Origin of the sequence: Pseudidiomarina terrestris, from assembly GCF_030466405.1 — a bacterium.
Lineage (GTDB): Bacteria > Pseudomonadota > Gammaproteobacteria > Enterobacterales > Alteromonadaceae > Pseudidiomarina > Pseudidiomarina terrestris.
On sequence record NZ_JAGGJF010000001.1, the window covers coordinates 607893 to 630165 of the forward strand.

The 22273-nt window shown below is 53.2% G+C and carries 15 protein-coding genes; 8 read left to right on the plus strand and 7 right to left on the minus strand.

All coding sequences use genetic code 11. The features are described 5' to 3' along the window. Positions 1–87: 87 nt before the first annotated feature. The 5 genes from J6J34_RS02875 to J6J34_RS02895 all read left to right on the plus strand — a co-directional run bounded on the left by J6J34_RS02875 (position 88) and on the right by J6J34_RS02895 (position 6804). The gene (locus tag J6J34_RS02875; protein ID WP_301719228.1) at positions 88–1461 is read left to right on the plus strand and encodes a Na+/H+ antiporter NhaC family protein; all 1374 of its coding nucleotides are present in this window, start codon (positions 88–90) and stop codon (positions 1459–1461) included. Positions 1462–1479: 18 nt separating this feature from the next. Then, positions 1480–3069: a serine hydrolase gene (locus tag J6J34_RS02880; RefSeq protein ID WP_301898442.1), complete on the plus strand. Its 1590-nt coding sequence runs from the start codon at positions 1480–1482 to the stop codon at positions 3067–3069. Between the two features lie 3 nt (positions 3070–3072). Next, complete coding sequence (alr, locus tag J6J34_RS02885) at positions 3073–4176, plus strand: alanine racemase (protein WP_301898443.1); 1104 nt, start codon at positions 3073–3075, stop codon at positions 4174–4176. 96 nt (positions 4177–4272) lie between these two features. Continuing rightward, entirely contained in the window at positions 4273–5691 is a 1419-nt protein-coding gene (locus J6J34_RS02890; RefSeq protein ID WP_301898444.1) for an SH3 domain-containing protein, read from the plus strand. 12 nt (positions 5692–5703) lie between these two features. Continuing rightward, on the plus strand, positions 5704–6804 hold the full coding sequence (locus J6J34_RS02895; protein ID WP_301719223.1) for a dipeptide epimerase: 1101 nt from the start codon (positions 5704–5706) through the stop codon (positions 6802–6804). Positions 6805–6820: 16 nt separating this feature from the next. On the opposite strand, the gene J6J34_RS02900 is transcribed toward J6J34_RS02895, so the two are convergent. The 3 genes from J6J34_RS02900 to J6J34_RS02910 form a co-directional block, all read right to left on the minus strand. Then, complete coding sequence (locus tag J6J34_RS02900) at positions 6821–7255, minus strand: YqaA family protein (RefSeq protein WP_301719222.1); 435 nt, start codon at positions 7253–7255, stop codon at positions 6821–6823. A 2-nt stretch (positions 7256–7257) separates the two neighbouring features. After that, positions 7258–9336, minus strand: coding sequence for a S9 family peptidase (locus J6J34_RS02905; RefSeq protein WP_301898445.1), 2079 nt, complete (start codon positions 9334–9336; stop codon positions 7258–7260). Positions 9337–9439: 103 nt separating this feature from the next. Continuing rightward, positions 9440–9940: a TIGR00645 family protein gene (locus J6J34_RS02910; protein WP_301719220.1), complete on the minus strand. Its 501-nt coding sequence runs from the start codon at positions 9938–9940 to the stop codon at positions 9440–9442. Positions 9941–10117: 177 nt separating this feature from the next. On the opposite strand from J6J34_RS02910, the gene J6J34_RS02915 reads away from it, so the two are divergent. Both J6J34_RS02915 and cydB read left to right on the plus strand, forming a co-directional pair. Beyond that, positions 10118–11521 carry a cytochrome ubiquinol oxidase subunit I gene (locus J6J34_RS02915; protein ID WP_301898446.1) on the plus strand — a complete coding sequence of 468 codons (1404 nt, stop codon included), beginning with the start codon at positions 10118–10120 and terminating at the stop codon, positions 11519–11521. Between the two features lie 2 nt (positions 11522–11523). Continuing rightward, the gene (gene cydB, locus J6J34_RS02920) at positions 11524–12525 is read left to right on the plus strand and encodes a cytochrome d ubiquinol oxidase subunit II (protein WP_301898447.1); all 1002 of its coding nucleotides are present in this window, start codon (positions 11524–11526) and stop codon (positions 12523–12525) included. 103 nt (positions 12526–12628) lie between these two features. On the opposite strand, the gene J6J34_RS02925 is transcribed toward cydB, so the two are convergent. Next, positions 12629–13462: a prephenate dehydratase gene (locus tag J6J34_RS02925; RefSeq protein WP_301898448.1), complete on the minus strand. Its 834-nt coding sequence runs from the start codon at positions 13460–13462 to the stop codon at positions 12629–12631. 144 nt (positions 13463–13606) lie between these two features. Between J6J34_RS02925 and J6J34_RS02930 the strand changes: the two genes are divergently transcribed. Further along, the gene (locus tag J6J34_RS02930) at positions 13607–15001 is read left to right on the plus strand and encodes an amidohydrolase family protein (protein ID WP_301898449.1); all 1395 of its coding nucleotides are present in this window, start codon (positions 13607–13609) and stop codon (positions 14999–15001) included. A 2-nt stretch (positions 15002–15003) separates the two neighbouring features. On the opposite strand, the gene pbp4b is transcribed toward J6J34_RS02930, so the two are convergent. The 3 genes from pbp4b to J6J34_RS02945 are packed head-to-tail and all read right to left on the minus strand — an operon-like array spanning position 15004 to position 21882. Beyond that, positions 15004–17463, minus strand: a complete 2460-nt coding sequence (pbp4b, locus tag J6J34_RS02935; RefSeq protein ID WP_301898450.1) for a penicillin binding protein PBP4B — start codon at positions 17461–17463, stop codon at positions 15004–15006. Continuing rightward, on the minus strand, positions 17460–19025 hold the full coding sequence (locus J6J34_RS02940; RefSeq protein WP_301719213.1) for a tryptophan halogenase family protein: 1566 nt from the start codon (positions 19023–19025) through the stop codon (positions 17460–17462). Before J6J34_RS02940 ends, pbp4b begins: the two co-directional genes overlap by 4 nt. A 22-nt stretch (positions 19026–19047) precedes the next feature. After that, positions 19048–21882 (minus strand): TonB-dependent receptor domain-containing protein, encoded by a 2835-nt coding sequence (locus J6J34_RS02945; protein ID WP_301898451.1) that lies wholly within the window; start codon positions 21880–21882, stop codon positions 19048–19050. Positions 21883–22273 lie beyond the last annotated feature (391 nt).

Genomic DNA, 22273 nt, shown 5'->3' on the forward strand with positions numbered 1-22273 from the left:
TGGACTCCCATATTGAATAATTTATTACTGATTGGCAATATGGACGTCAAAAATCCGCCACCAACTATTCAAAACAAGGTCTCATTTATGAGCTGGATGTCCGTACTACCGCCGCTAGTGGCCATTATTGTGGTGTTCTGGCGCAAGGAAGTTATTGTTGCCCTGCTCCTTGCCATCGTTACTTCAGAACTTCTGCTTACCTGGCAAGGTGGTGAACCACTGGTCTACACCTTCGTGGCGACCATTGAACGCATTATTTCTGTATTCGGCTCGCCTGGCAACACGCGAATCCTTATTTTTAGCCTGATGGTGGGTTCGCTGCTGGCCTACATCCGCGAATCCGGCGGGGTCGCGGCAACCGTCGAAGCCCTGCTTGCGCGCGGCCTCGGTTCCACCAAGCGCAGCGCCAGTCTGATGACCGTCTTTACCGGTATCTTCGTGTTTATCGAGTCTAACTTAAGCGTACTCACCGCCGGTATACTTTCACGTGGCCTATTCGAGAAACTGGGCATGAGCCGCGCGCGTCTGGCCTATCTGATCGATAGTACCAGCGCACCCATTTGTATTCTGATCCTGCTAAACGGCTGGGGCGCCTACGTGCTCGGAATGCTCGATCAGCAGGACTTACCCGGCTCCAGTGTCAGCACCTTATGGAGCACTATCCCGTTTAACTTCTACGCACTGGTCACCCTGAGTATCGTTTTTTATACCGCCATCACCGGTCGCGTGTTTGGTCCGATGAAAAAAGTTGAAGAGCGACCGGTCGAGCATAAAGACATACCTGAACATGTACCAAGCAACAGTAAAGCACGCTATATGTTAGTGCCACTGACCGTCATGGTTGTCGGTATGGTTGCCTTTATGTTTGGTACCGGTGGTGGCGACATCACCCAGGGTGACGGCTCCAAGTCGGTACTTTACGCGACTGTTCTGGCCTGTGTCGTCGCTTACTTCATGCTCATTATCAGCCGTCGTAAAACCCACCAGCAGCTTGTGAATCTGGGATTTAAGGGAATGGGCGAGCTGCTACCGCTGGTCAGTATCGTGTTGCTTTCACTTGCCTTAGGCAGCAGTTTGCGCGAGCTGGGCACCGGAATTTTCCTAGCCGGACTGGTCGGTGAGTTCCTGCCACTGTTCCTGATCGCCCCGATGCTGTTTATCGCCGGTGCTTTAATTTCTTTTACCACGGGTACTTCGTGGGGCACCTTCGCGATTTTGATTCCGATCGCCGCGCCGATGATTATCGCGCTTGATCTGCCCGCGCCATTATTACTGGCCGCGGTGTTAGGGGGTGGCGTCTTCGGCGATCACTGCTCGCCTATTTCAGATACCACTGCGGTGTCAGCACTGGCATCCGGCTGTGATCTGCTCGAGCACGTGCGCACACAGCTCCCTTATGCCCTGACAGGTGGTGCCATCACTCTGGTACTCTATGTCATCGCTAGTCTGATCATGATTTAACCGACGAGACTAAGAACCATGATGCATAACTTAAAATTACTGACCCGGCCTGCTGTCGCCTTAGCCGCCGCCGTGAGCGTGGGCTTAAGTGCTACAGCTCAGGCAGAGCCAAGCAAAATCAGCAGCGACAAGCTCAATTCAACCGTCCAGGAAGTGATGTCGGTCTACGCCGTGCCCGGTATGGCCATCGCTATTGTCGAGGGTGACCAGGTGGCGTTCGAAAAGGGCTACGGCGTGCAGGAGATCGGTGAACCGCGCCAGGTTTCGCAACGAACACTATTTAAAATTGCCTCGGTGACTAAAAACTTCACCACCGCGGCGCTGGCTCTGCTGGTGGATCAGGGCAAGATCAGCTGGGATGACCCGGTCATTGACTACATTCCCGAATTTCGGGTGCAGGACCCCTGGATCACGCGCAACTTCACGGTGCGTGACTTGCTGATCCATAAAAGCGGCCTGAACCTGGGCGCGGGCGATCTGATGTTCTGGCCCACGCCGAATGATTTTACCCGAAAAGATATCCTCCATGGTCTGCAGTACTTGCCTATGACAGGTGGCTTTCGCACGCAATATGCGTACGACAATATCCTTTATGTGATCGCCGGTGAGCTGACCGAGCGGGTCACCGGGCAACGCTGGGAAACCTTTGTTGAAGAGAACCTTATGCGGCCGCTGGGGATGGAGTATTGCTTTGCCGGTCCAGTGCCCGAGGCTTACAAGCAGTACCTTGCGCAGCCACATGGGTTCTTAGATGAGCAACCGACGGTGGTACGCCGTGACTTTGCCGCGGACTACCTGACTTCGGCCCCGGCGGGCGGCATTCGTTGCAGTATTCAGGCCATGACCAAGTGGATGAAAATGCACATCGCCCGCGGTGCCTATACCACCGCCGAAGGTGAACAAAAACAATTGATCAGTGCCCGCCAACATGCGGAGATGTGGTCACCACAAACCATCATGAACGTCGGCTCCCGCGCCTCTGACTGGGACAACACGCACTTCGCTGCCTACGGTCTTGGCTGGCGTATGCACGATGTCGATGGCTTATTACGGGTACACCACACGGGTACCTTACATGGCATGAACGCTTACTTGTCATTCTTTCCCGAGCTTGATGTCGGCTTCATGGTACTGATGAACCGCGCGCACAGCGATGCCCGCACCGCCATGATGCAAACCATGATCAAAGCCTACACCGACAGCCCCGACCGCGACTGGATTATGGCCGTGCAAAAATGGCGCGAGCAGGCCAGCGCCAGCCGTCAGGCAGCGTTTTCAGAGCCTGAGACGCATCCCGTCACTGCGGCAGTGGCCGCGCGTGTAACAGGTGAATATGTCGACCCCTGGTTCGGCAAAGTCACTGTCAGCTGGCAGGATGGCGAGTTGCGCTGGCGCTCGCACAGGTCTGAGCGGATGGTAGGCGAGCTGTTTCATATTAAAGGCGACACCTTTGCCGCGCGCTGGGACGACCGGACCCATCATGCGGATGCCTACGTGCGTTTTACCACCACCATGCAGGGCGATATTCTGGGCATGCAACTGGCCCCGATTGACCCTGCCGCTGACTGGAGCTTCGACTTTGAAGACCTTAATTTTACTAAGCAGTAACCGATGAACAACGGCTTACATTTTCGTCCAACCCGTGCCGAAATTTCGATGACTGCGCTGCAACACAACGCCGAGGTCGCCCGCCGCGAGGCCGGCGACTGTAAACTGTTAGGCGTGATTAAGGCAGACGGCTATGGTCATGGTGCTATTGCCGTGGCACGCGCCATCAATGGCGCCGTAGATGCTTATGCCGTGGCCTTCATTGATGAGGCGCTGCAACTGCGCGAGGCGGGTTTCACCCAGCCCATAGTGCTGCTGGAAGGCTGTTTTAGTGAGGCAGAACTCCCCGTGTGTGCACATTACAATCTGCAGCCGGTGGTTCACCATCAGGGGCAAATTGATGCCATCGCCGGCGCGCGCCTGGTGAAACCCCTTGCGGTCTGGCTGAAAACCGATACCGGCATGCACCGCTTAGGGTTTGCCCCGGCCGCCGTCGAAGCTGCCAGTCGTGAGCTGGCCAGCCTGAAGCAAGTGGCAAGTGTCACCCTCATGACCCACTTTGCCAATGCCGATCGTGCCGATCACGACCTCAATACGCTGCAACAGGAACGCTTCACCGAGCTCTGCGCGTCAACCTCGCCTACCGCCGCGATTAGCAGCGCCAACACCGCAGCTTTGATCAGTAGTGCCATTGATTTAGGTACCGACACCAATCAGTGGTGTCGCACGGGAATTTTGTTGTACGGAGTCAATCCCACCACCACGGCGCAAACAGAGCAGCTTCAGGCCGCCATGCGCTTAACCGCGCCGGTCATGGCGTTGCGCGAGATTGCCCCGGGTGAGGCCGTCGGTTATGGCAGTCGCTGGCATGCAGAACGAGCCAGTCGTATTGCAACTCTGGCCATTGGTTACGCAGATGGTTACCCGCGCCATGCCCCTGACGGTACGCCTGTCTGGCTGAATGGCCAACAGGTGCCACTGGCCGGGACAGTGTCCATGGATATGATCACCGTGGATGTCACCGGGTTAAAGGAAGTGGCCATAGGTGATGAAGCGGAGCTTTGGGGCCCGAATTTGCCGGTGACCACAGTCGCTGATGCAGTAGGTTCTATCAGTTATGAGCTGTTGTGTCGTGTCAGCCCGCGTGTACCCAGGCATTACAAATAATTTATGCCTAAAAAACTTGTTGTTTGGAATATTATTCCAATTTAAGATGGAGACCAGGTACATCCACAAACTTCATCAGCCCACTAGGGAGAAAGCGTGAAATATATTGCGTTAGCTATTAGCCTCGCGACCTTAGCCGGCTGCCAGCCGGCACCAACAGAGGCACCTGAAACCACCACTGCCGTTGCCTATCAGTCGTTACCTGGTTACCAGCACGATGTCATTGGCATGCAGGAACAGTATCTGGAGCCTGAGTTCTGGGTACAGCGTCTGCAACAACCGCACGCAGCGGTGCTCACTCCTGCCCAGATCACAGCCTTTAATCAGCGCTCTTATGCAGTGCAGGACGAAATGGTGCTGCTTGACGAGTATCCAACCGAGTTCCGTGCGGCAGAGCTGATTGATAAAATCAACTCGATCAGCAGCCTGCCCGGTTATCCGCGCTTTTATGCCACCGGTGAGCAAGCAACCACGGCCCAGTTAGAGGGCTACCGGAGTGCTGCTAACCTTGCCGCGGTCGAGGCGGTTAACGCCGTTCGCTTCGGACTAGTGGTGAAACGCTCTTCGATGCGAACCTTCCCGACATTGGATAAGCTCTACAGTGACGACCTTGATCTCGACATTGACCGCTTTCAGGAAACCGGAGTCTTTCCAGGTACGCCATTAGCGATCCTGCACACCAGCACAGATGGTAAGTGGTACCTGGCGCAATCCTACCATTACCTGGCCTGGATCCAGGCCAGCGATGTTGCCATAGGTCCGCGCGATGAAGTGCTTGCCTTCGCTGACAAAAAACCTTTTGCCGTCGTCACTGAAGCCAAAGTCGAAACTAACTATACCCCGAGCTTCGCCCCGGTCTCCGCAGTACAACTGGATATGAGTACCCGTCTACCGTTGTTAAGTGCAGCCGATACCGGGCATGATGTGCATGGTCAGAATCCGTTTGCCAGCTACACGGTGCAACTGCCGATTCGCGACGCTGAAGGTGCACTGGCCTTCTCGCCAGCGTTAATTGCGCGTCATCACGACGTGCATGTCGGTTACCTTCCTTATACTGAGGCTAATGTGATTCGACAGGCATTTAAGTTCCTGGGCGAACGCTATGGCTGGGGTCACGATTACAACGCGCGCGACTGCACTGGCTTTGTGCTGGAAGTGTATCGGAGTATGGGCATCGATATGCCACGTAACTCCAGCCAGCAAGGTTATGGCGAGTACGGTGACACTGTCGTGTACGATGAAAACAGCAGTAACGCAGAGAAACTTGCACGCTTAGCCAACGCTAAAGTTGGCGATTTGATTTATTTACCCGGCCACGTGGTCATGTATATTGGCGACATCGAGGGGCAGCCCTACGTCATTCACGACGTTCACGGACTGAATTACCGCGATGCGGAAGACCAGCACTACCAAGGCACTTTAAATGGTGTCTCGGTAACGCCGCTGATTGACCTTGGCTTTAGTGCCAATGACACTTACCTGGATCGCATCTATGCGATCAAATCGGTACGCTAAACAGGAACTGATATGAAAATTACTGACATCAAATTCGCTATGCTCCGCGTACCGTTAAAAACACCATTTAAAACGGCGCTGCGTACGGTCGAATCGATAGAAGATATCGTCATTATGGTGCATACGGATACCGGTCACGTCGGCTATGGCGAAGCGCCAGCGACCGCCGTCATTACCGGTGACACCCATGGCTCGATCATCGAAGCTATCGATCGCATCATGAAGCCGAAGCTGGTGGGTCAGGACGTCTCTGATCTGAACCACCTTATCGGTATTATTCAAAACGGTATCATCCGCAACTACAGTGCTAAAGCTGCTGTGGAAATGGCGGTTTATGATCTGTGGGGACAACTTTACGACGCCCCGCTTTACAAAATGCTTGGTGGCGGCGTGCCGACCATATCGACGGACATCACCATCAGCGTCGATTATATTGACAAAATGGTGGCCGACTCACTCGAAGCCATCGACCGCGGTTTTGAAACCCTGAAAATCAAAGTTGGTAAAGATATCGGCGTGGATATTGAGCGAGTTAAAGCTATCTACGCGGCGGTGGAGGGCAAAGCCCTGCTGCGCCTTGACGCCAATCAGGGGTGGACGCCAAAAGAAGCCGTCTATGCGCTGCATAAACTCGAAGGTGCCGGTGTGCGTCTGGAGCTGGTGGAGCAGCCGGTAAAAGCCCGCGACATCGATGGCATGAAGTACATCACCGAACGCGTGCATACGCCGGTCATGGCCGATGAGAGCAGCTTTGGCCCACGGGAAGTGATCGAGCTGATTAAGATGCGCGCCGCCGACATCATTAACATCAAGCTGATGAAGACCGGCGGTATCTCCAACGCAATTAAAATCGCAGATATCTGTTCGGTGTACGATATGCAGTGCATGATCGGCTGTATGCTGGAGTCCAGCATCAGTGTCTCAGCCGCGGTGCATCTGGCGGTGGCAAAGTCCAACGTGATTACTAAGATAGACCTGGATGGTCCGTCGCTGTGTGCCTTTGATCCCGTTGAAGGTAGCGTCCGCTTTAACGATGCGGAGATTTCAATTAATGATTCACCGGGGCTCGGTATTAAGTCCGTGGCCGGACTGGAAGAAATTAAGCCGCGTTAAACTGCGCGACGTTGAGCTAATCGAGGATGGGTGCAAACCACATCTGCAGCAGACCTAAAAGCAGGGCATAACGCCCTGCTTTACTGATCCAGACAATCACTAAGAACTCCCAAAAACGCAATCTCAGCATACCTGCAATAAAGGTTAGTGCGTCGCCAATGAACGGCGCCCAGGCCAGCAACAACGACCACTTACCGTAGCGCTCAAACCACCAATGCCCGCGTTCTAACGACTTTCCTTTAAAGGGAAACCAGCGACGGTGCTGGTACTGCAACAGAAAACGCCCTAAGACATAGTTCACGACACTCCCCAGGGTATTGCCAAGAGAAGCACTCAACCAGATCAACCAGACGTTGTAGCCCATTTGCTGGGCGCTGACCACCAGCACTTCAGACTGTGCTGGTAGCAGCGTCGCCGCCAGGAAGGCGACCAGAAACAGGCTAAGGTACACGCTTACTCTTTATGGTAGCGTTTGAACCAGGCCAGAGCATGCTCAACTTTCGCCACGATCCGCGACGGCTTAGCGGTGACCCCATGATAGGCATCTGGCACGCGGACCATGACCGTGTCGACATTGCGCAACTGCAGCGCCTGGTAAAATTGCTCAGTTTCCGCCATCGGTGTACGGCGGTCCAACTCACCGGTGAACAATAACGTTGGCGTTTTCACGTTACCGACCAACGAAAGTGGTGAGCGTTTCCAGTAGTGCGCTAAATCTTCCCACGGCATTGCCGGGAACTGGTTCTGGATCTGGCCTACCGAACTGTCTGCCGTCAGCGTCTTGCTGACCCAGTTGATCACCGGGTTAGTCGCGGCGGCTGCATTAAACCGATCCGTCAGGCCCACCGCATAAGCGGTAGCGATACCACCGGCAGAACCACCGGCAATATAGAGGTTGTTGGCATCGGTAATACCCATGTCAATCAGCTTATCAAGACCGGACATATGGTCGGCGAAATCCCGCTCTGAGGAATAAAAGCCATCCAGCAAGTTGGCGAACTCCTTCCCGTAAGAGGTGCTGCCCCGGTAGTTGACGTAAAGCACAACATAGCCTTCCGCTGCGTAGCGCTGATGCTCGATACCAAACACCGGCCCATAAGACGCATGCGGGCCACCGTGAATTTCAACGATAGTCGGGTAGGACTTACCGGCTTCATAGCTTGGCGGCAAAATATACCAACCCTGGATTTCGGTACCGTCGAAAGACGATTCATAAGTAATTTCACGAACTTCGCCAAGCTCGCGATAGCCAAGCACGTCACTGTTAAGATCCGTGTACTGATGCGTAGCACCGTCCACATTTACCGCAACATTGGCAAGGTCATAAGCACTGGCATGGGTATAGGCAACCGCGCCCGTTGCCGGGGCAACTGAATACATACCACTGGTGTAAGGTCGGCTGACGTAGGTACCACCAAGACTGCTGACACGATCCTTCATTTCACCGTTGAGGTTCACTTCAGCGACCTTGGTTAAACCACGATCCGTGTACTGAACGGTCAAGCGCTGATTATCAATCCACAGCGGTTGCTCCAGTGAACGGTCGAGATCGGTTTTGACTTCACTCAGGGCACCACTTTCCATATTTAAACGATGCAAGGTGGCATTGCGATAAGGAACCGGCGCATTGTCGCCGTGCAAGAACGCCAGCTGCTCGCCGTTCGGAGACAGGCTTGCACTGTATTCATCACCGGGCAGATCCGTCAGTTGCTCCAGGCTGTTATCGGCAAGTGTTACGGCCCACAGATCGCTTTCGCGGGTCTGGTATTCCCAGTCTTTGGTACGGTTGCCAGAGAACACAATCCGTTGATCATCCTCAGCCCAGACCAGCGGCCCACGATGTTGGAAAGGCCCATCGGTGATCTGGCGCGCGCTGCCGCCATGACTTGGCACGACAAAGACCTGATTGTAGGCTGACTTCACTACCCCACGGCCATCACGCTGATAAAGGGTGCGTTCTACAATAAGCGGAGTTTTTCCCCACTTTGCTTTTTCCGGTTTACTCGGCGTGTGGACGCTCTTGGCAAAATCAGACTTCGGTTCTTCTACTGACATCATAAATGCCAGTTGCTCGCCATCACGGGACCACGCCATTTGACTCGGACTATGCGCCACTTCAGTAACGGGCGCGACGCGCTGCTCTTCAACCCAGAACACATGGATCTGGTTGCGCCCGGAGCGATTCGAGGTAAACGCCAGACGCTTACCATCCGGCGACCAGGTCGGGTTGCCGTAGCTGTGCTGATCGGCAAATAGCGGCGTGTGCTGCCCGGTGCTGGTGTTGATGACCCAAAGCGCTTTGCGGGTGCCATCGGTCATGATGTCAAAGCTGTTACGGACGTATGCAATGTGGCGACCATCAGGAGAGATCTGCACATCATTGGCATACTCAAGAGCAAATACATCCGCCGCTTGCAACGGCATTTTCAACTTCGGTGTGGGTTGCTCATCCTGTGCCATAGCAGGCGCCAGGAAAAGCGCCGAAGCAAGGCATAGGCTTACAGCTGTAGGTGTTAATTTTTGCATTGTCATTGGGCTTCTCGTTGGTCTGTGAGTTTTACTCTAGTACCAACGAGACTACCCAAAGGCAAGGGGGAATAGCAACTTAACTAGACCAAACTCTCAGTTTTAGAGATTAATCGTTGCCGCTTTTACGGGTCAGTTTATCAAGGTAGCCCATGGCAAAGGCCGAACCGACAAAGGTCAGGTGAATAAGCACGTACCATTTAATCTTATCGATACTAATATTTTCCGCATTCATGAACACTTTCAATAAGTGAATCGACGAGATGGCAACAATCGAGGCGGCGACTTTATTCTTTAAGCCCCCTGAATCAATCTTACCCAGCCAGGCCAGCTTTTCAGTGTCACCACTGATATTAAGCGTGGAAACGAAGTTTTCATAACCGCTTAGCATCACCATCACCAGCAGACCGCCAACCAGCGCGATATCAATCAGCGTCAGGGTCAACAAAATCAAGTCGACTTCGGCCATGGTAAAAATCAGTGGGATGGCGTGGAACAGCTCCTGAAAGAATTTCACTCCCAGCAGCATCACAGCGATACTCAGGCCAAGATAGATCGGCGCCAGCAACCATCGCAAGCTATACATTAAGTTTTCAACGATACGTTCCATGATGGGTCCTGTCTGTCATCTTCAGTCTGCAAGTTTAACGCGGGCAAGCAGGACTTGCCATACTTGAGGTAGGTCAATCGATAAATAATCGTCTTACAAAATTCATGGTTTTAGCCTGTCAATTCCTCTGAGACTACCTACAATTAAGTAGATCCTAAAATAACTGGAGAGTCTGGCATGATTGAAAGTCTTTTCTCCGATGCGGATGCACTCCTGTTGGCGCGTATTCAGTTCGCGTTCACTGTTGCTTTTCACATCATTTTCCCAGCGTTTACCATTGGTATCGCCAGCTACTTAGCGGTGCTTGAAGGGTTGTTTTTAAAGACTCGTAACCCCGTTTACCAGAAGCTGTTCCGTTTCTGGCTGAAAATATTTGCCGTTGCATTTGGTATGGGCGTGGTCTCTGGCATCGTTATGAGCTATCAGTTTGGTACCAACTGGGCTGTATTCTCAGACAAGGCCGGCCCGGTGATTGGCCCGCTAATGGGTTACGAAGTACTGACTGCATTCTTCCTTGAAGCAGGCTTCCTCGGTGTCATGCTGTTTGGTATGAACCGTGTGGGCGAGCGCTTACACTACTTCGCCACCCTTATGGTGGCGATTGGTACTGCCATCAGTGCCTTCTGGATACTCTCCGTCAACAGCTGGATGCAAACCCCCGCAGGCTTTGCCATGAATGATGTGGGTCAGTACGTCGTCGAAGACTGGCTGACGGTCATCTTCAATCCCAGCTTTCCCTATCGCCTTGCCCACATGCTGCTGGCAGCCTACCTGACAACCGCCTTTGTGGTGGGTGGTGTTGGTGCCTGGCACCTCTTGCGTGACCGCAGTAATGCTGCCGCGCGCAAAATGTTTTCCATGGCCATGTGGATGGCACTGCTGGTGGCTCCGCTACAGGTTTTCGTTGGTGATTTACACGGCTTAAATACTCAAGAACATCAACCGGCCAAGGTGGCGGCGATGGAAGGCCATTTCCAATCGGAAGCACGCGCCCCGCTGTATTTATTTGGCCTGCCGAACGAGGAGACCGCCGAGGTGGATTACGCACTTAAGATTCCCGGACTCGCCAGCGTCATCCTCAAGCACGATATCAATGCCGAAGTCACCGGCCTGGACGCCTTTCCGCGCGACGAATGGCCGCCGGTCACGATAGTGTTCTGGGCCTTTCGGATCATGGTCGGACTAGGCCTGCTTATGGTGGTGATTGGCCTCTGGGCTGGCATTCAGCGCGCCCGCGGTAAACTCTATCAAAGTTCATGGCTGCATAAATCGGCTCTGCTGATGGCGCCATCGGGTTTTGTTGCGGTCATCGCCGGCTGGATTGTCACAGAGGTTGGCCGCCAACCCTGGGTTATTTATGGCTTGTTGCGCACCAGTGATGCGGCGTCGCCAATTGCCGCCGAAGGCGTGGGCGGCAGCTTACTGGCCTTTATCGTTGTGTATTTTCTGGTGTTCGGTGCAGGTACTGTGTACATCCTCAGGAAAATGGCAAGCGACCCTGAGCAGGTTCACATTCCCGACTACGCCAAGCCTAAAGCGGCGGGTATGGCGGCTGAACGACTCATGCACGAGGAGGACTAACCATGGATTATGCACTCATTTGGGCAATTCTTATCGCGGTGGCGGTATTTGCCTACGTCGCTCTCGATGGTTTTGATCTTGGCGTGGCGATGCTTTTCCCCTGGTTTAAAAAGGAAGAAGATCGCGACATCATGATGAACACAGTGGCGCCGGTCTGGGATGGCAATGAAACCTGGCTGGTGCTCGGTGGCGGCGGCTTGCTGGCGGTGTTCCCGCTGGCTTATGCGGTGCTCATGCCAGCCCTGTACATGCCAGTCATTGCCATGTTGCTGGGCTTGATCTTCCGTGGCGTCGCCTTTGAATACCGCTTTAAGACCAAAACCAGCAAGCATCTGTGGGATCTGTCTTTTATTCTGGGCTCACTGGTTGCCGCCCTTAGCCAGGGCATTATGCTGGGTGCCATGTTGCAGGGTATTAAAGTCGTTGACCGCTCCTATGCCGGTGGCTGGTTTGACTGGCTAAGCTGGTTTTCAGTGTTCTGCGGCGTTGCGGTGGTCATCGGTTATGCCCTGCTCGGCTCCACCTGGCTGGTCATGAAAACTGAGGGCCAGCTGCAACAGAAAAGCTATCAATTAGCTTTTCGCTTCGCGCTGGGTTTAGTCGCCTGTATTGCCTTCGTCAGTCTATATCTGCCATGGCGCGACGCGGCTATCGCCGATCGCTGGTTCAGCTTCCCTGCCTCCCTCTGGTTATGGATATTGCCGGTGGTGTTGGGGTTGGTAACCTTTGGCCTTTTGCGCGCCTTGAAAAAAGAGCGGCATGTCAGCCCTTACCTCTGGTCGCTTGGCCTTTTTCTGGTGGCGTTTCTCGGGTTCGCCGTCAGTATCTTCCCTTATCTGGTGCCGCGTGCAATTACCTTATGGGAGGCCGCCGCGCCCGACAATAGTTTAATATTCCTGCTGGTCGGTGCTGTCATCCTGTTGCCCATTATCTTTGCGTACACTGGCTACACCTATTGGGTCTTTCGTGGCAAAACCCGCGCTGATGCAGGGTATCACGACTGATGCAAAGGCAAAGCTGGCAACGCCTGGGCTGGTTCATACTGCTGTGGTGCCTCGGCGTGGTCGCCGTCACCGCGGTTGGACTGCTGATCCGATGGGCGCTGCTCTAAGCGGCGCCCGCATCCGGATAACTGCCCAACACCATAACTTTATTGCGCAGCTGGATCAGGGTCAGCGCTGCGCGAATGGCACTGTCGTCGCGATGCCCTTCACATTCAATATAGAAGTGGTACTGGCCAAACTTCTGCCCAGTAGGCCGTGAAACAAGTGAGGTCAGGTTCACCCGATAGGCCGCGAAGACCTGCAAATGTTCCACCAGAAGACCCGGATGATCGGTATCGTCAATAATTAATAATGAGGTTTTGTAGGTCACCTGCGGCTGCCGCAAGCTCTCCTGCAGTCCCGGCATGCGTACGGCAACAAAACGGGTTTCATTATGGGCGTAGTCGGTAATGTCATGTTCAACATGGACAAAGCTATGTTCGCCCAGACAATGCTCCGGCACCACTGCCGCAGCCGGTTCACGGCTTTGCTCCAGCAACTGTAAGGATTCGCTGTTACTGGCGGTATTCATAATGGGTACGTTGTAACGACTCAGACACTCGCTGCACTGACCCTGCGCAACAAACTGGGCGTAAATTTTGGTGGGCATATCGTGATTGGCGACGAGGGAAAAGCGCACCGGAATACTCAGCTCATCGATGATCTCCAGCGGCCGCTTAACGAAGGTATCAATCACCGGCGACACCATCCCCTCCACGATATTTTCAATCGGCACCACCGCAATATCCGCTTCATCAGGCAGCGCCTTTAGCACCCGGCCCAGGGCAGGATAGTACTGCAGAGTGTAGTTGGGTAACTGCTGCGCATACTCAAGGGCTGCCAGTTCCGAAAAAGTACCTGTGGGGCCAAGGGTTGCGATTCGTGTTGCGGTTTTCATAGTGAGCGGTGTCCTCCTGATTTCACTTGTTAAGGTAAACAGGAATGGCCACCTTTACTAGTGCTTCGTGGCAAAAGCATGAATAATTGGTGACCAGCGGTTTATGTAATATGCTGAACGAAACCACTTAGGTAAGGACCCATCATGTTGCGCATGTACAAAACGTTACTGCTTAGCTTTAGTCTGTTGCTGTTGGGCTGTTCCCAAGCGGCTGATGTCGCCCAGTCACAGCCGGCGAATGGACAGTCGTCAGTGCCTCCAGATACGCTCGTGACCAATGTGCAGGCGGTGATCTGGCAGGAACAACAGGCACAACTCCTGCGCAACGCCAGTATTGCGATTAAAGACGGTGTCATTGTCGATGTCACTAGCCAGCCCGACCCGATGTTGACCGGTGCCGCTACAGAGATAATTGATGGTAAGGGTGCCTATGCCCTCGCCGGCTTTACCGAAATGCATGGCCATGTACCTGCTGCAGTCAATTTTGGCGGTATGCCCGAAACGTACGCCGACGACATGTTGTTCCTGTACATTGCCAATGGCGTTACCACGGTGCGCGGCATGTTGGGCTACACCCGGCAATTACAGCTAAAAAAAGATATCGCTTCCGGCCAACGCATCGGTCCTAACTTATTTCTCGCCGGACCAAGCTTTAATGACAGCACCGTTGCGTCACCAGAGCAGGCTGCTGCGCGCGTGCGCGAACATGTTGCTGAAGGCTGGGACTTACTCAAGATTCATCCTGGTCTGGAACTTGCTGAATACCGTGCTGTGGCGGCCGCCGCACGCGCCGAGGGAATTGACTTTGCCGGCCATGTGCCGGTTGCGGTAGGGATTGATGTGGCCATGGCCGAAGGCCAGCGCACCATTGATCATCTTGATGGCTATCTGCGATATGTCGATGCCAGCAACCGTCCGATCACTGCCAGCGAGCTCGATGCACTGGTCGAACTGACACTGGCACACAATACCGCCGTGGTGCCTACCCAAGCGCTATGGGCAACCTTAATTGGTGCAGGTGATGCCGTTGCTCTGGCCAACTATCCGGAGCTGGCACTGGTGCCTGAACGCGTCAGAGAGGGCTGGTTAGACTACTACCCGAGCCGTGGCTCGAGTTATTTCAACACCGACAACGCGGCCGTGCAACAGGACAATCGCCGCCAGCTGCTACAAGCGCTGTATGAGGGTGGAGCCACCATTATCTTCGGCACCGATGCGCCGCAGCTGTTCAGTGTGCCCGGCTATTCTATTCATCATGAGATTCGCTATATGCAAGCTGCGGGAATGCCGTTAGAGGCCATTTACTACAGTGCGACAGTGGCCGCTGGAGACTACTTTGACGACGATGACAGCGGCGTCAGAATCGGCCATATCGCCAGCGGCTATCAAGCCGATTTCATGTTGCTTAAGGACAATCCGCTGGCTTCAGCCGCAGCCTTGCAGGAACCACAAGGTGTGATGGTGCGCGGTCAGTGGTTTGACCGCGCTAACCTTGATGCGCGCATTGCAGAAATACGCGCACGCTATGCCAGTCCTTAGGCTTATTTCGCTTCGAGAATAGCTTCGTAAACGGCAGTCATCAGGCTGCCATAATTTCCGGTTTCAAAGCTTTTGCCGAGAAATTCAACGGCGCCGTCGACTTCCGTGGTCGGGCTGTGCCGCGCATTGGTCAACAAGATAATGCCGAGGTCGAGGGCCGGATCCACCACGGTCGCAGTGCCCGTCCAACCGGTATGGCCAAAGGCCTGATGACTGGCATAAGGACCAAAATGCCAGCGCAACTGGCCATCGGCCGCGCGTCGCCAGCCCAAGCCAAAGGTGCGCTGTTGCTGATGCGGCTTGGTAAAGGCATCCAGTACCGAAGCTTCAAACAGATGCACATCGCCGTAGCCGCCGCCATTTAGCAAGGTTTGTACCAGTACCGCTAAATCCGGCGCGGTGGCAAACAAGCCGGCATGACCCGCCACTTCGTCCATAGCATAAAAGGCTTTCTCATCATGGACCTCGCCCTGCAGCGTATAGGTCCGCACCCCAGGGAAATCGACCACGCCACCACGGGTATTGCCTTGCAGCTCGGTAGCAGCAATCTCACCCGGACGACGACCTTTGCGCAGCGGCGCGAAAAGTGTGTCATGCAGACCTAAGGGGACATAAATGTTCTGCTCAACGTACTGATCCAGCGGCATTCCGGTAATCCGCTCGATGATGGTACCCAGCAACATGAAATTGGTGTCACTGTAGGTCGCGCGGACACCATTGCCGACATCAAAGGGCACCTTGGTGGCCATCAGCCGCTGCGTTTTTTCTTTTTGCAGCGAATAGAAGCCTTTACCAAGCTTGTTCTCCGGATCAAAGAAATGCACCTGCGGGGCATAGCCAGAGTGATGGTTGAGTAAATCTTTTACGGTTCGTGCTTCACGTCCATCGCCGCGGTATTCAGGCAAGTAAAAGTAAATCGGCTTATTAACATCCAACTGCCCACGCTCGACCAGTTGCATCATTGCCATCGAAGTTGCAAAAGCCTTGGTATTTGACGCCACATCAAACAAGGTACCCGGCTGCATTGGCGTCGGCGCAGCCAGTAACTGACCCTGCTCATCGTAACGGCGGGCATAGCCATAGGCGCTTTGTTTAATGATTTTTCCGTCTTTCACTACGACCAGTACCGCACCCGGAAAACCTTTGGCGATGTCGGCTTCAATCAGCTCATCCACCTCATCAAACCTGCCCTGATAGTCTGCTGTAGCATCAATCAGGCGCGGATAAGGAATTCGCACCTCCAGCGTCGCATCCGCCGGTTCAACAGCTTTGACATGGAAGGTGTTGATACCGTCCTGCGTTCGCCGATGCAGCGAATAATCGTAAGTTTTTCCGGCCCGCAAAGGTGTGGCGATATTCAATGTTTCACCGTTGACCTCGAGTACTGCGGTCAGATCCTGCTCCGCGGACAACAGCAGCTCACCACGCCCGCGGTAGCTCTTGAAGCCGGCCTTGTCATTCACCAGTTCACGACTCGAACGCTGCGCCTCTGGCTCTGGAAAACTGGCATCAATCTGGCCATGCTTAGGCTGCCAGCGTGGAGCGGGCTGCGCGGTAAGCTCCGCCTGATAACGCGTCCACAGCTGCTCCAGTTTTTCCGGGAAATACTTCTCCAGTAATGCGAACAAAGCCGCACTGGTCTGGCTATCAGCTTTACCGTTCACCAGCCAGGGTAAGAAGTGCATTTGAAACGCCGCTACCGTGCTTGCGGTGGTCTCATCGTAAACACCCGTCTCGGTCAGTCCGTAACCGTAGGCATGCAACGCGGCCTGTAACAAACCGGTGTTCAACGGCTGCTGATTAAAAATCTTCCAGTATTTGCTTAAGGTATCCTGCTCGTACCAAGCGCCGACGCCATGTTGGTAGAGCTGATACCAGGGGAAGCGTGGACCTGGATCGTTTTTACGGGTGGGGGTGATATCCGAATGCCCCACTACAGCAGTTGGGTGAATGTCCGGATGGCGCTCAAGAATATCCTGCGCTAGCTCAATCACCTTTTCGATTTGCGCAGGATCGTAGTCCGGGAACACACACAGGCGGTTTTCGCCGTGCTCCGCGCGGGACGGTTGTGTGCTGGTATCCCATTCGCACTGCGGTACGTTGACGATTTCAATGCCAATGGACTGATCATTGAGGTCACTGCGGCCCTGCCAATAGCTTGCGCCGGCGTGCCAGGCCCGCTCTGACTCGTCCACCAATTGGAAGACCTTAAGCTCATCATGCGGATAGCTTGGATCACCAGACTCCGGCACCAGATAATGCGAACTTAGCCCTTTTGGCTCTACCAATACCTGCACGCTTTTCTGATAGTCGATGGCCGTGTAGTGCATCACCAGAACTTTAATCCGGTGATCGTAATTCGCCGACGGCATCTGTTCATAGTCTGCGAAGCTGCTGCAGCTATTGACGGTAAACAATGCCACTAAGGCAACGCTAAAGGGTTTGATAAAAGTTCGGATCATGGTGCCTTACAATGCTTCTGAATAAATTGTTCATGAGTCGGAAGTTGCGCGACAGATTGCGCAAAGATCCGCTGGACCGTTTGCAGGTGCTGCTGCATTTCCGCTGCTGGCATCTGCTCTGCTAAAGGATGCACCTGGGCGGGCCGGAGCCCCTGGCCCTGGAACATGGAAAACCAGCTGATTTCGTTAAATAGCTCGTTATTACTGTTTTTAAATACGCTGGCGTTCTCGCGGTACAGGTCAAGCCGCTCCTGCAGGGAGTCCGGCACTTCCATGTCACGGCAATAGCGCCAGAACTCCGAGTCATCCCGCTCAGTCAGCTTATAGTGACACATGACAAAATCACGAATGTTGGTGATTTCCTCCGCGGTGTACTTATTAAACGCTGCCGCCCGTTCGCTGAGTTCACCTGGCCCCGGTAACAAGCTGATTAAGCGCATAATGCCTGACTGAGTCAGTTGTAACCCGGTCGACTCCAGCGGCTCAATAAATCCGGCGGACAAGCCGATGGCAACACAGTTATGACGCCAGGCCTGGTCGCGACGGCCATTTATCCAGCGCAAATGATTAGCTTTACTGTCGTGATTGCCGATGGTCTGGCGAAAATCACGCTCGGCTTGCTCCGTATCCGTGAAGCGACTCGAATACACCCAGCCCTCGCCAGTGCGGTGCTGCAAAGGGATCCGCCAGCGCCAGCCCTCATGATGGGCGATCGAGCGTGTATACGGCAGAATAGCATCGTTATGGTGCTGACCGGGTAAGGCGACAGCGCTGTCACACGGCATCCATTTACGCCAGTCGTGATAGCTGACGCCCAGAGCTTCACCAATCAGCAGCGCTTTAAAACCACTGCAGTCAATGAAAAAGTCGCCGTTAAGTTCGCCGTGCTGCTCGAGCATTAAGGCATCGATTGGGCCTTGCTCGACGCGTTGCTTGGCACTGACCATGCGGTCTTCCAGGGCGACAACACCCCGCTGCGTGGCATAGCGCTTAAGATAGTGAGCGTATTTCAGCGCATCAAAATGATACGCATATTTGATGTGCCCCAACGGACTGCGTTTATCTGCAATGGGCCGGCTAAACTTGTGTTCGATGGCGGCACGCCATTCTAAATTGAGATCGCTAAGCGGGATGGCATTGGCCTCGCCCTGCTCGCGAAGGTGGCGTAAGTAATAATGATGAAAAGGCACGCCGTTTAAGGTAACGCCATAAGGACCAAACGGATGCATATAGAAATCACCGATGTTCTGCCAGTTTTCAAACGCAATGCCCAGCTTGAAGGAGCCATTGGTTTCCCGCAGAAAGTCATCTTCATTGATTTCAAGAAGTTGATTGAATTCCCGAATGCCCGGGATGGTGGCTTCGCCGACGGACACGGTGCCGATAGCTGCCGATTCCACTAAGGTGATTCGGTACTTTTGCCGGTCAAGGACTTTGCTTAACGCTGCAGCAGTCATCCAGCCTGCCGAGCCCCCACCTAAGATAACGATTTGATACGGATGCGTCATCGAATTGTTCATCAGAGGACCAAAATAGATGCGGCCAGCCGAAGCTGACCGCATTGTTTCATTTTCACCGTGCGACTTAGAAGTTGTAAGTCAACTGCAGGGTGTATGAACGCCCGCGTGGATCTGCTACGCGAGGGTCAAACGCTGCACCAGGTGAATAATCGTTCTGGTGTGCAGTGAACGGTGGATCGCGGTCAAACAGGTTCTTGATGCCGAAGGTCACATCAAGGTCTTCCCACGCCAGGTAGCGAACACTGTAGTTGTAGATTGTATAGCTACCAACTTCACCATCGTAGTACGCAGGGTTTGCGATACCTGAACGAACACCTGGTGGTGTTTCATCATCGTAGCTATGACGATAAATCTGCGTCAGGTTATGTGCAAAGTCGCCTTTAGCGTAGTTGAACATAATGGTGTGCTTCCAGCGCAGAGGAATGTTACCGCGTGAGTGGGTACCCACCAGGTTGTCACCCCATGCTGCGTTGTCGAGCAGTTTCTTCTTATCTTCAATCAGATAGCTACCATTGAAGTTCACGTTCCAGAGACCACCGGCAAGTTCACCGTTGCTCTGAATACCCACTTCAATACCGCTGGTTTCACGTTCACCGGCGTTGATGTAACGGGTATCGATGGTTACCAGTTCGCCAGCTTCATTACGGATGAAGTTCTCTTCGAACAGCTCGTAGTTTTCCAGCAAGTCGCGGAAACCTGGGATCTGAATGGTGCCGTCGATGACGATACGCCACCAGTCGACATTCATTGAGAAGCTATCGGTCGGTGCATAAACGACACCAAAGCTTTGTTGCTTCGATTCCTCAGGACCTAAATCTTCTTTACCACCGAATAAACGGGTTGGCGTGATAGGTGTATCACAGTTCGGGTCGCTGGCGTCGACTTCACCACCAGGGCAGTCACGCGGATCAGCAAGATCCTGACCTGTGTAAGGTTGCTCAGAAACGCCGTTAAACAGTTGGTTAAATGACGGTGTACGGAAGCCAGTACTGTAGGCACCACGTACTAAGACTTCCTCCACTGGGGTCCACACTAAGCCTACTTTCGGGTTAGTGGTGCCACCAAAACCATCGTAATGGTCATAGCGAACCGCTAGGTTCATTTCAAACGTCTCAACTACCGGCACCAGTGCTTCGGTAAATACCGCTTTTACAGTGCGGTCAACATCGTCAAGCTCGTTGGCGTTGTCAAATGGCGCACCATAAATTTCCGGACGATCTGCAGCTGCACGACGGTCACCGTTGAATTCATAACCTTCGTTACGAATATCAACACCACCGGCTACATAAACGTTATCGCCACCCCAACCAAGGCTCCAACCTGTATCACCCGTGATCGACGCATCGAACTGGGTCATCGTGGTTTTACCACCGTACAGGATAACGCCTTCAGCAGAAGCTGCGGCTAAAGCATCCATACCGGCTTGAGTTTGTGACTGGTCCGGCAATAAGAATGGGTTAATCGCGCCACTACCAATGCCTTGTGCAAGCATTGAGGTGTAGTGATAACCACCGCCAAGCTGCGACTCGGATTCGTTGGTAGCATGGCCTAAGCCAACACGGTAATCCCAAAAACCGATAGTGCCTTCAACACCGAACTGAATCTTCATTGCTTCAGTTGTGGTTTCGATTTCACGAGGTCCACAATCCATACAACGCCAGCGATACGCAATCGGGGCGCCGATGTTTAACTGATCGGCGCCGTAAAACGCTGATAACGCATCAACAATATAGTCATAAGACGCACCAGTACTTGGGTAATACCCCTCAGAACCGATTGACCATGGTGTGATCTGGTTTGGCTCAAAGACTTTTTGTGAAGTCACTTCTGAACCCAGAACTTCGACAAAACCTTCAGCATTATCGCCCAGAACCATAGTTCCGCGTGCAACGAAATCAAAACTGTCGACCGGCTGCTGCAATGCTGCGGCACGCGGATAATCCCATGCACAGCTCACACCTGAGTTACGTTCACGGTTCCACAGTTCCGCTGCATCAGGGCCCATGTTCGGATAGACATCACAACCGGGCATACCAGGGAGAGCAAGCACGTTGAGTACGTCATTAATCCGATCAGGGTCGCCCGGGTATTGTAAACCGGTACCGATCAAGTTGTAGTTTGGTGAGTTAGGATCATCACCGCCTGGACGGTTGTTCAGTGATGCGAATGGCGTACCACGCGTATCTGGTGACAAACCACTTTCTGGCTGGAAGGTGTTGGTGAAATCACGATCGACACCGCGCAGGATTTCTGCTTTACGATACGAGAGTGAAGCCATCACATTGTAGCCATCAGAATATAAATCGCCTTTACCTGCTAAGACGTTGAAACGGTAAATGTTACCGCCGCCGTTCTCAGTATGATCTGCGAAGGCGCCAACTTGCGCGCCCTGAAAATCTTTTTTCAGGATAAAGTTGATAACACCACCGATTGCATCAGTACCGTATACGGCAGAAGCGCCGTCACGTAATACTTCAACTCGCTCGATGGCAGAGAAAGGAATTGAGTTCAGGTCAACTGAACGCCCCTGGAGGCCGTGAGTTGCAGTACGACGACCGTTCAAAAGAACCAGTGTCGACCCTGAACCTTGTTGTCGCAAGTTAGCTGTTGAAGCACCGTTGTTACCGCGCTCTTCACCACTTACGATACCTGTGTTACTGGCCAGGTTGTCATTTGAGTTTGAAGCAACGTTAAGTTGTAACAATAACTGTTCTGCAGTGGTAATACCCTGTGCATCAATCTCGTCACGCGAAATAACGGTCAGCGGTAAATCGCTTTCCATCGCTGTACGTTTGATACTTGAACCTGTTACCTGAATTCGTTCAACTTTCTCTGCTTCTTCGTTTTGCTGTGTGTTCTCTTCTTGATCGACATCCTGAGCATAAGCGAGGCCGCTCATACTTGTAGTCAATCCCAGCACGAGTGCTATTTTATTGAGTTTCACTTTGCAATCTCCGCTCGTTGTAAGAATCTGATGCGTATCGTGACTACGCTTTCTTTTTATAATCTCTGCCGCTAATCGACGAGTTACCACAACCGATGAAAAAATCCATCATGAGTTGAAAGTACCACATATTCTTATAATGTAAATAATAAATTATTCCAAGTTGTTTAGTGAGTAATTTTTATGCGTCAGGTCAAGAGTGCTGTTTTTACACTCAATTTTTATGATTAATTACCGCCGCTTATGGGTGTCAGCCAATTTTGTTGCGGAATGTTTCTTGCGCCAGAAGCGTCAACTCCCACGCCTGTTATGTCAATTTATTCTAACAAATGGTGCTTTTATTCAA

Excerpts from the sequence above, each read along its gene's own strand:
- J6J34_RS02875 (WP_301719228.1), top strand. The coding sequence starts at position 88 with ATGAGCTGGATGTCCGTACTACCGCCGCTAGTGGCCATTATTGTGGTG.
- J6J34_RS02880 (WP_301898442.1), top strand. The coding sequence starts at position 1,480 with ATGATGCATAACTTAAAATTACTGACCCGGCCTGCTGTCGCCTTAGCC.
- alr (WP_301898443.1), top strand. The coding sequence starts at position 3,073 with ATGAACAACGGCTTACATTTTCGTCCAACCCGTGCCGAAATTTCGATG.
- J6J34_RS02895 (WP_301719223.1), top strand. The coding sequence starts at position 5,704 with ATGAAAATTACTGACATCAAATTCGCTATGCTCCGCGTACCGTTAAAA.
- J6J34_RS02905 (WP_301898445.1), bottom strand. The coding sequence starts at position 9,336 with ATGACAATGCAAAAATTAACACCTACAGCTGTAAGCCTATGCCTTGCT.
- J6J34_RS02910 (WP_301719220.1), bottom strand. The coding sequence starts at position 9,940 with ATGGAACGTATCGTTGAAAACTTAATGTATAGCTTGCGATGGTTGCTG.
- J6J34_RS02915 (WP_301898446.1), top strand. The coding sequence starts at position 10,118 with ATGATTGAAAGTCTTTTCTCCGATGCGGATGCACTCCTGTTGGCGCGT.
- cydB (WP_301898447.1), top strand. The coding sequence starts at position 11,524 with ATGGATTATGCACTCATTTGGGCAATTCTTATCGCGGTGGCGGTATTT.
- J6J34_RS02925 (WP_301898448.1), bottom strand. The coding sequence starts at position 13,462 with ATGAAAACCGCAACACGAATCGCAACCCTTGGCCCCACAGGTACTTTT.
- J6J34_RS02930 (WP_301898449.1), top strand. The coding sequence starts at position 13,607 with ATGTTGCGCATGTACAAAACGTTACTGCTTAGCTTTAGTCTGTTGCTG.
- pbp4b (WP_301898450.1), bottom strand. The coding sequence starts at position 17,463 with ATGATCCGAACTTTTATCAAACCCTTTAGCGTTGCCTTAGTGGCATTG.
- J6J34_RS02940 (WP_301719213.1), bottom strand. The coding sequence starts at position 19,025 with ATGCGGTCAGCTTCGGCTGGCCGCATCTATTTTGGTCCTCTGATGAAC.
- J6J34_RS02945 (WP_301898451.1), bottom strand. The coding sequence starts at position 21,882 with ATGAGCGGCCTCGCTTATGCTCAGGATGTCGATCAAGAAGAGAACACA.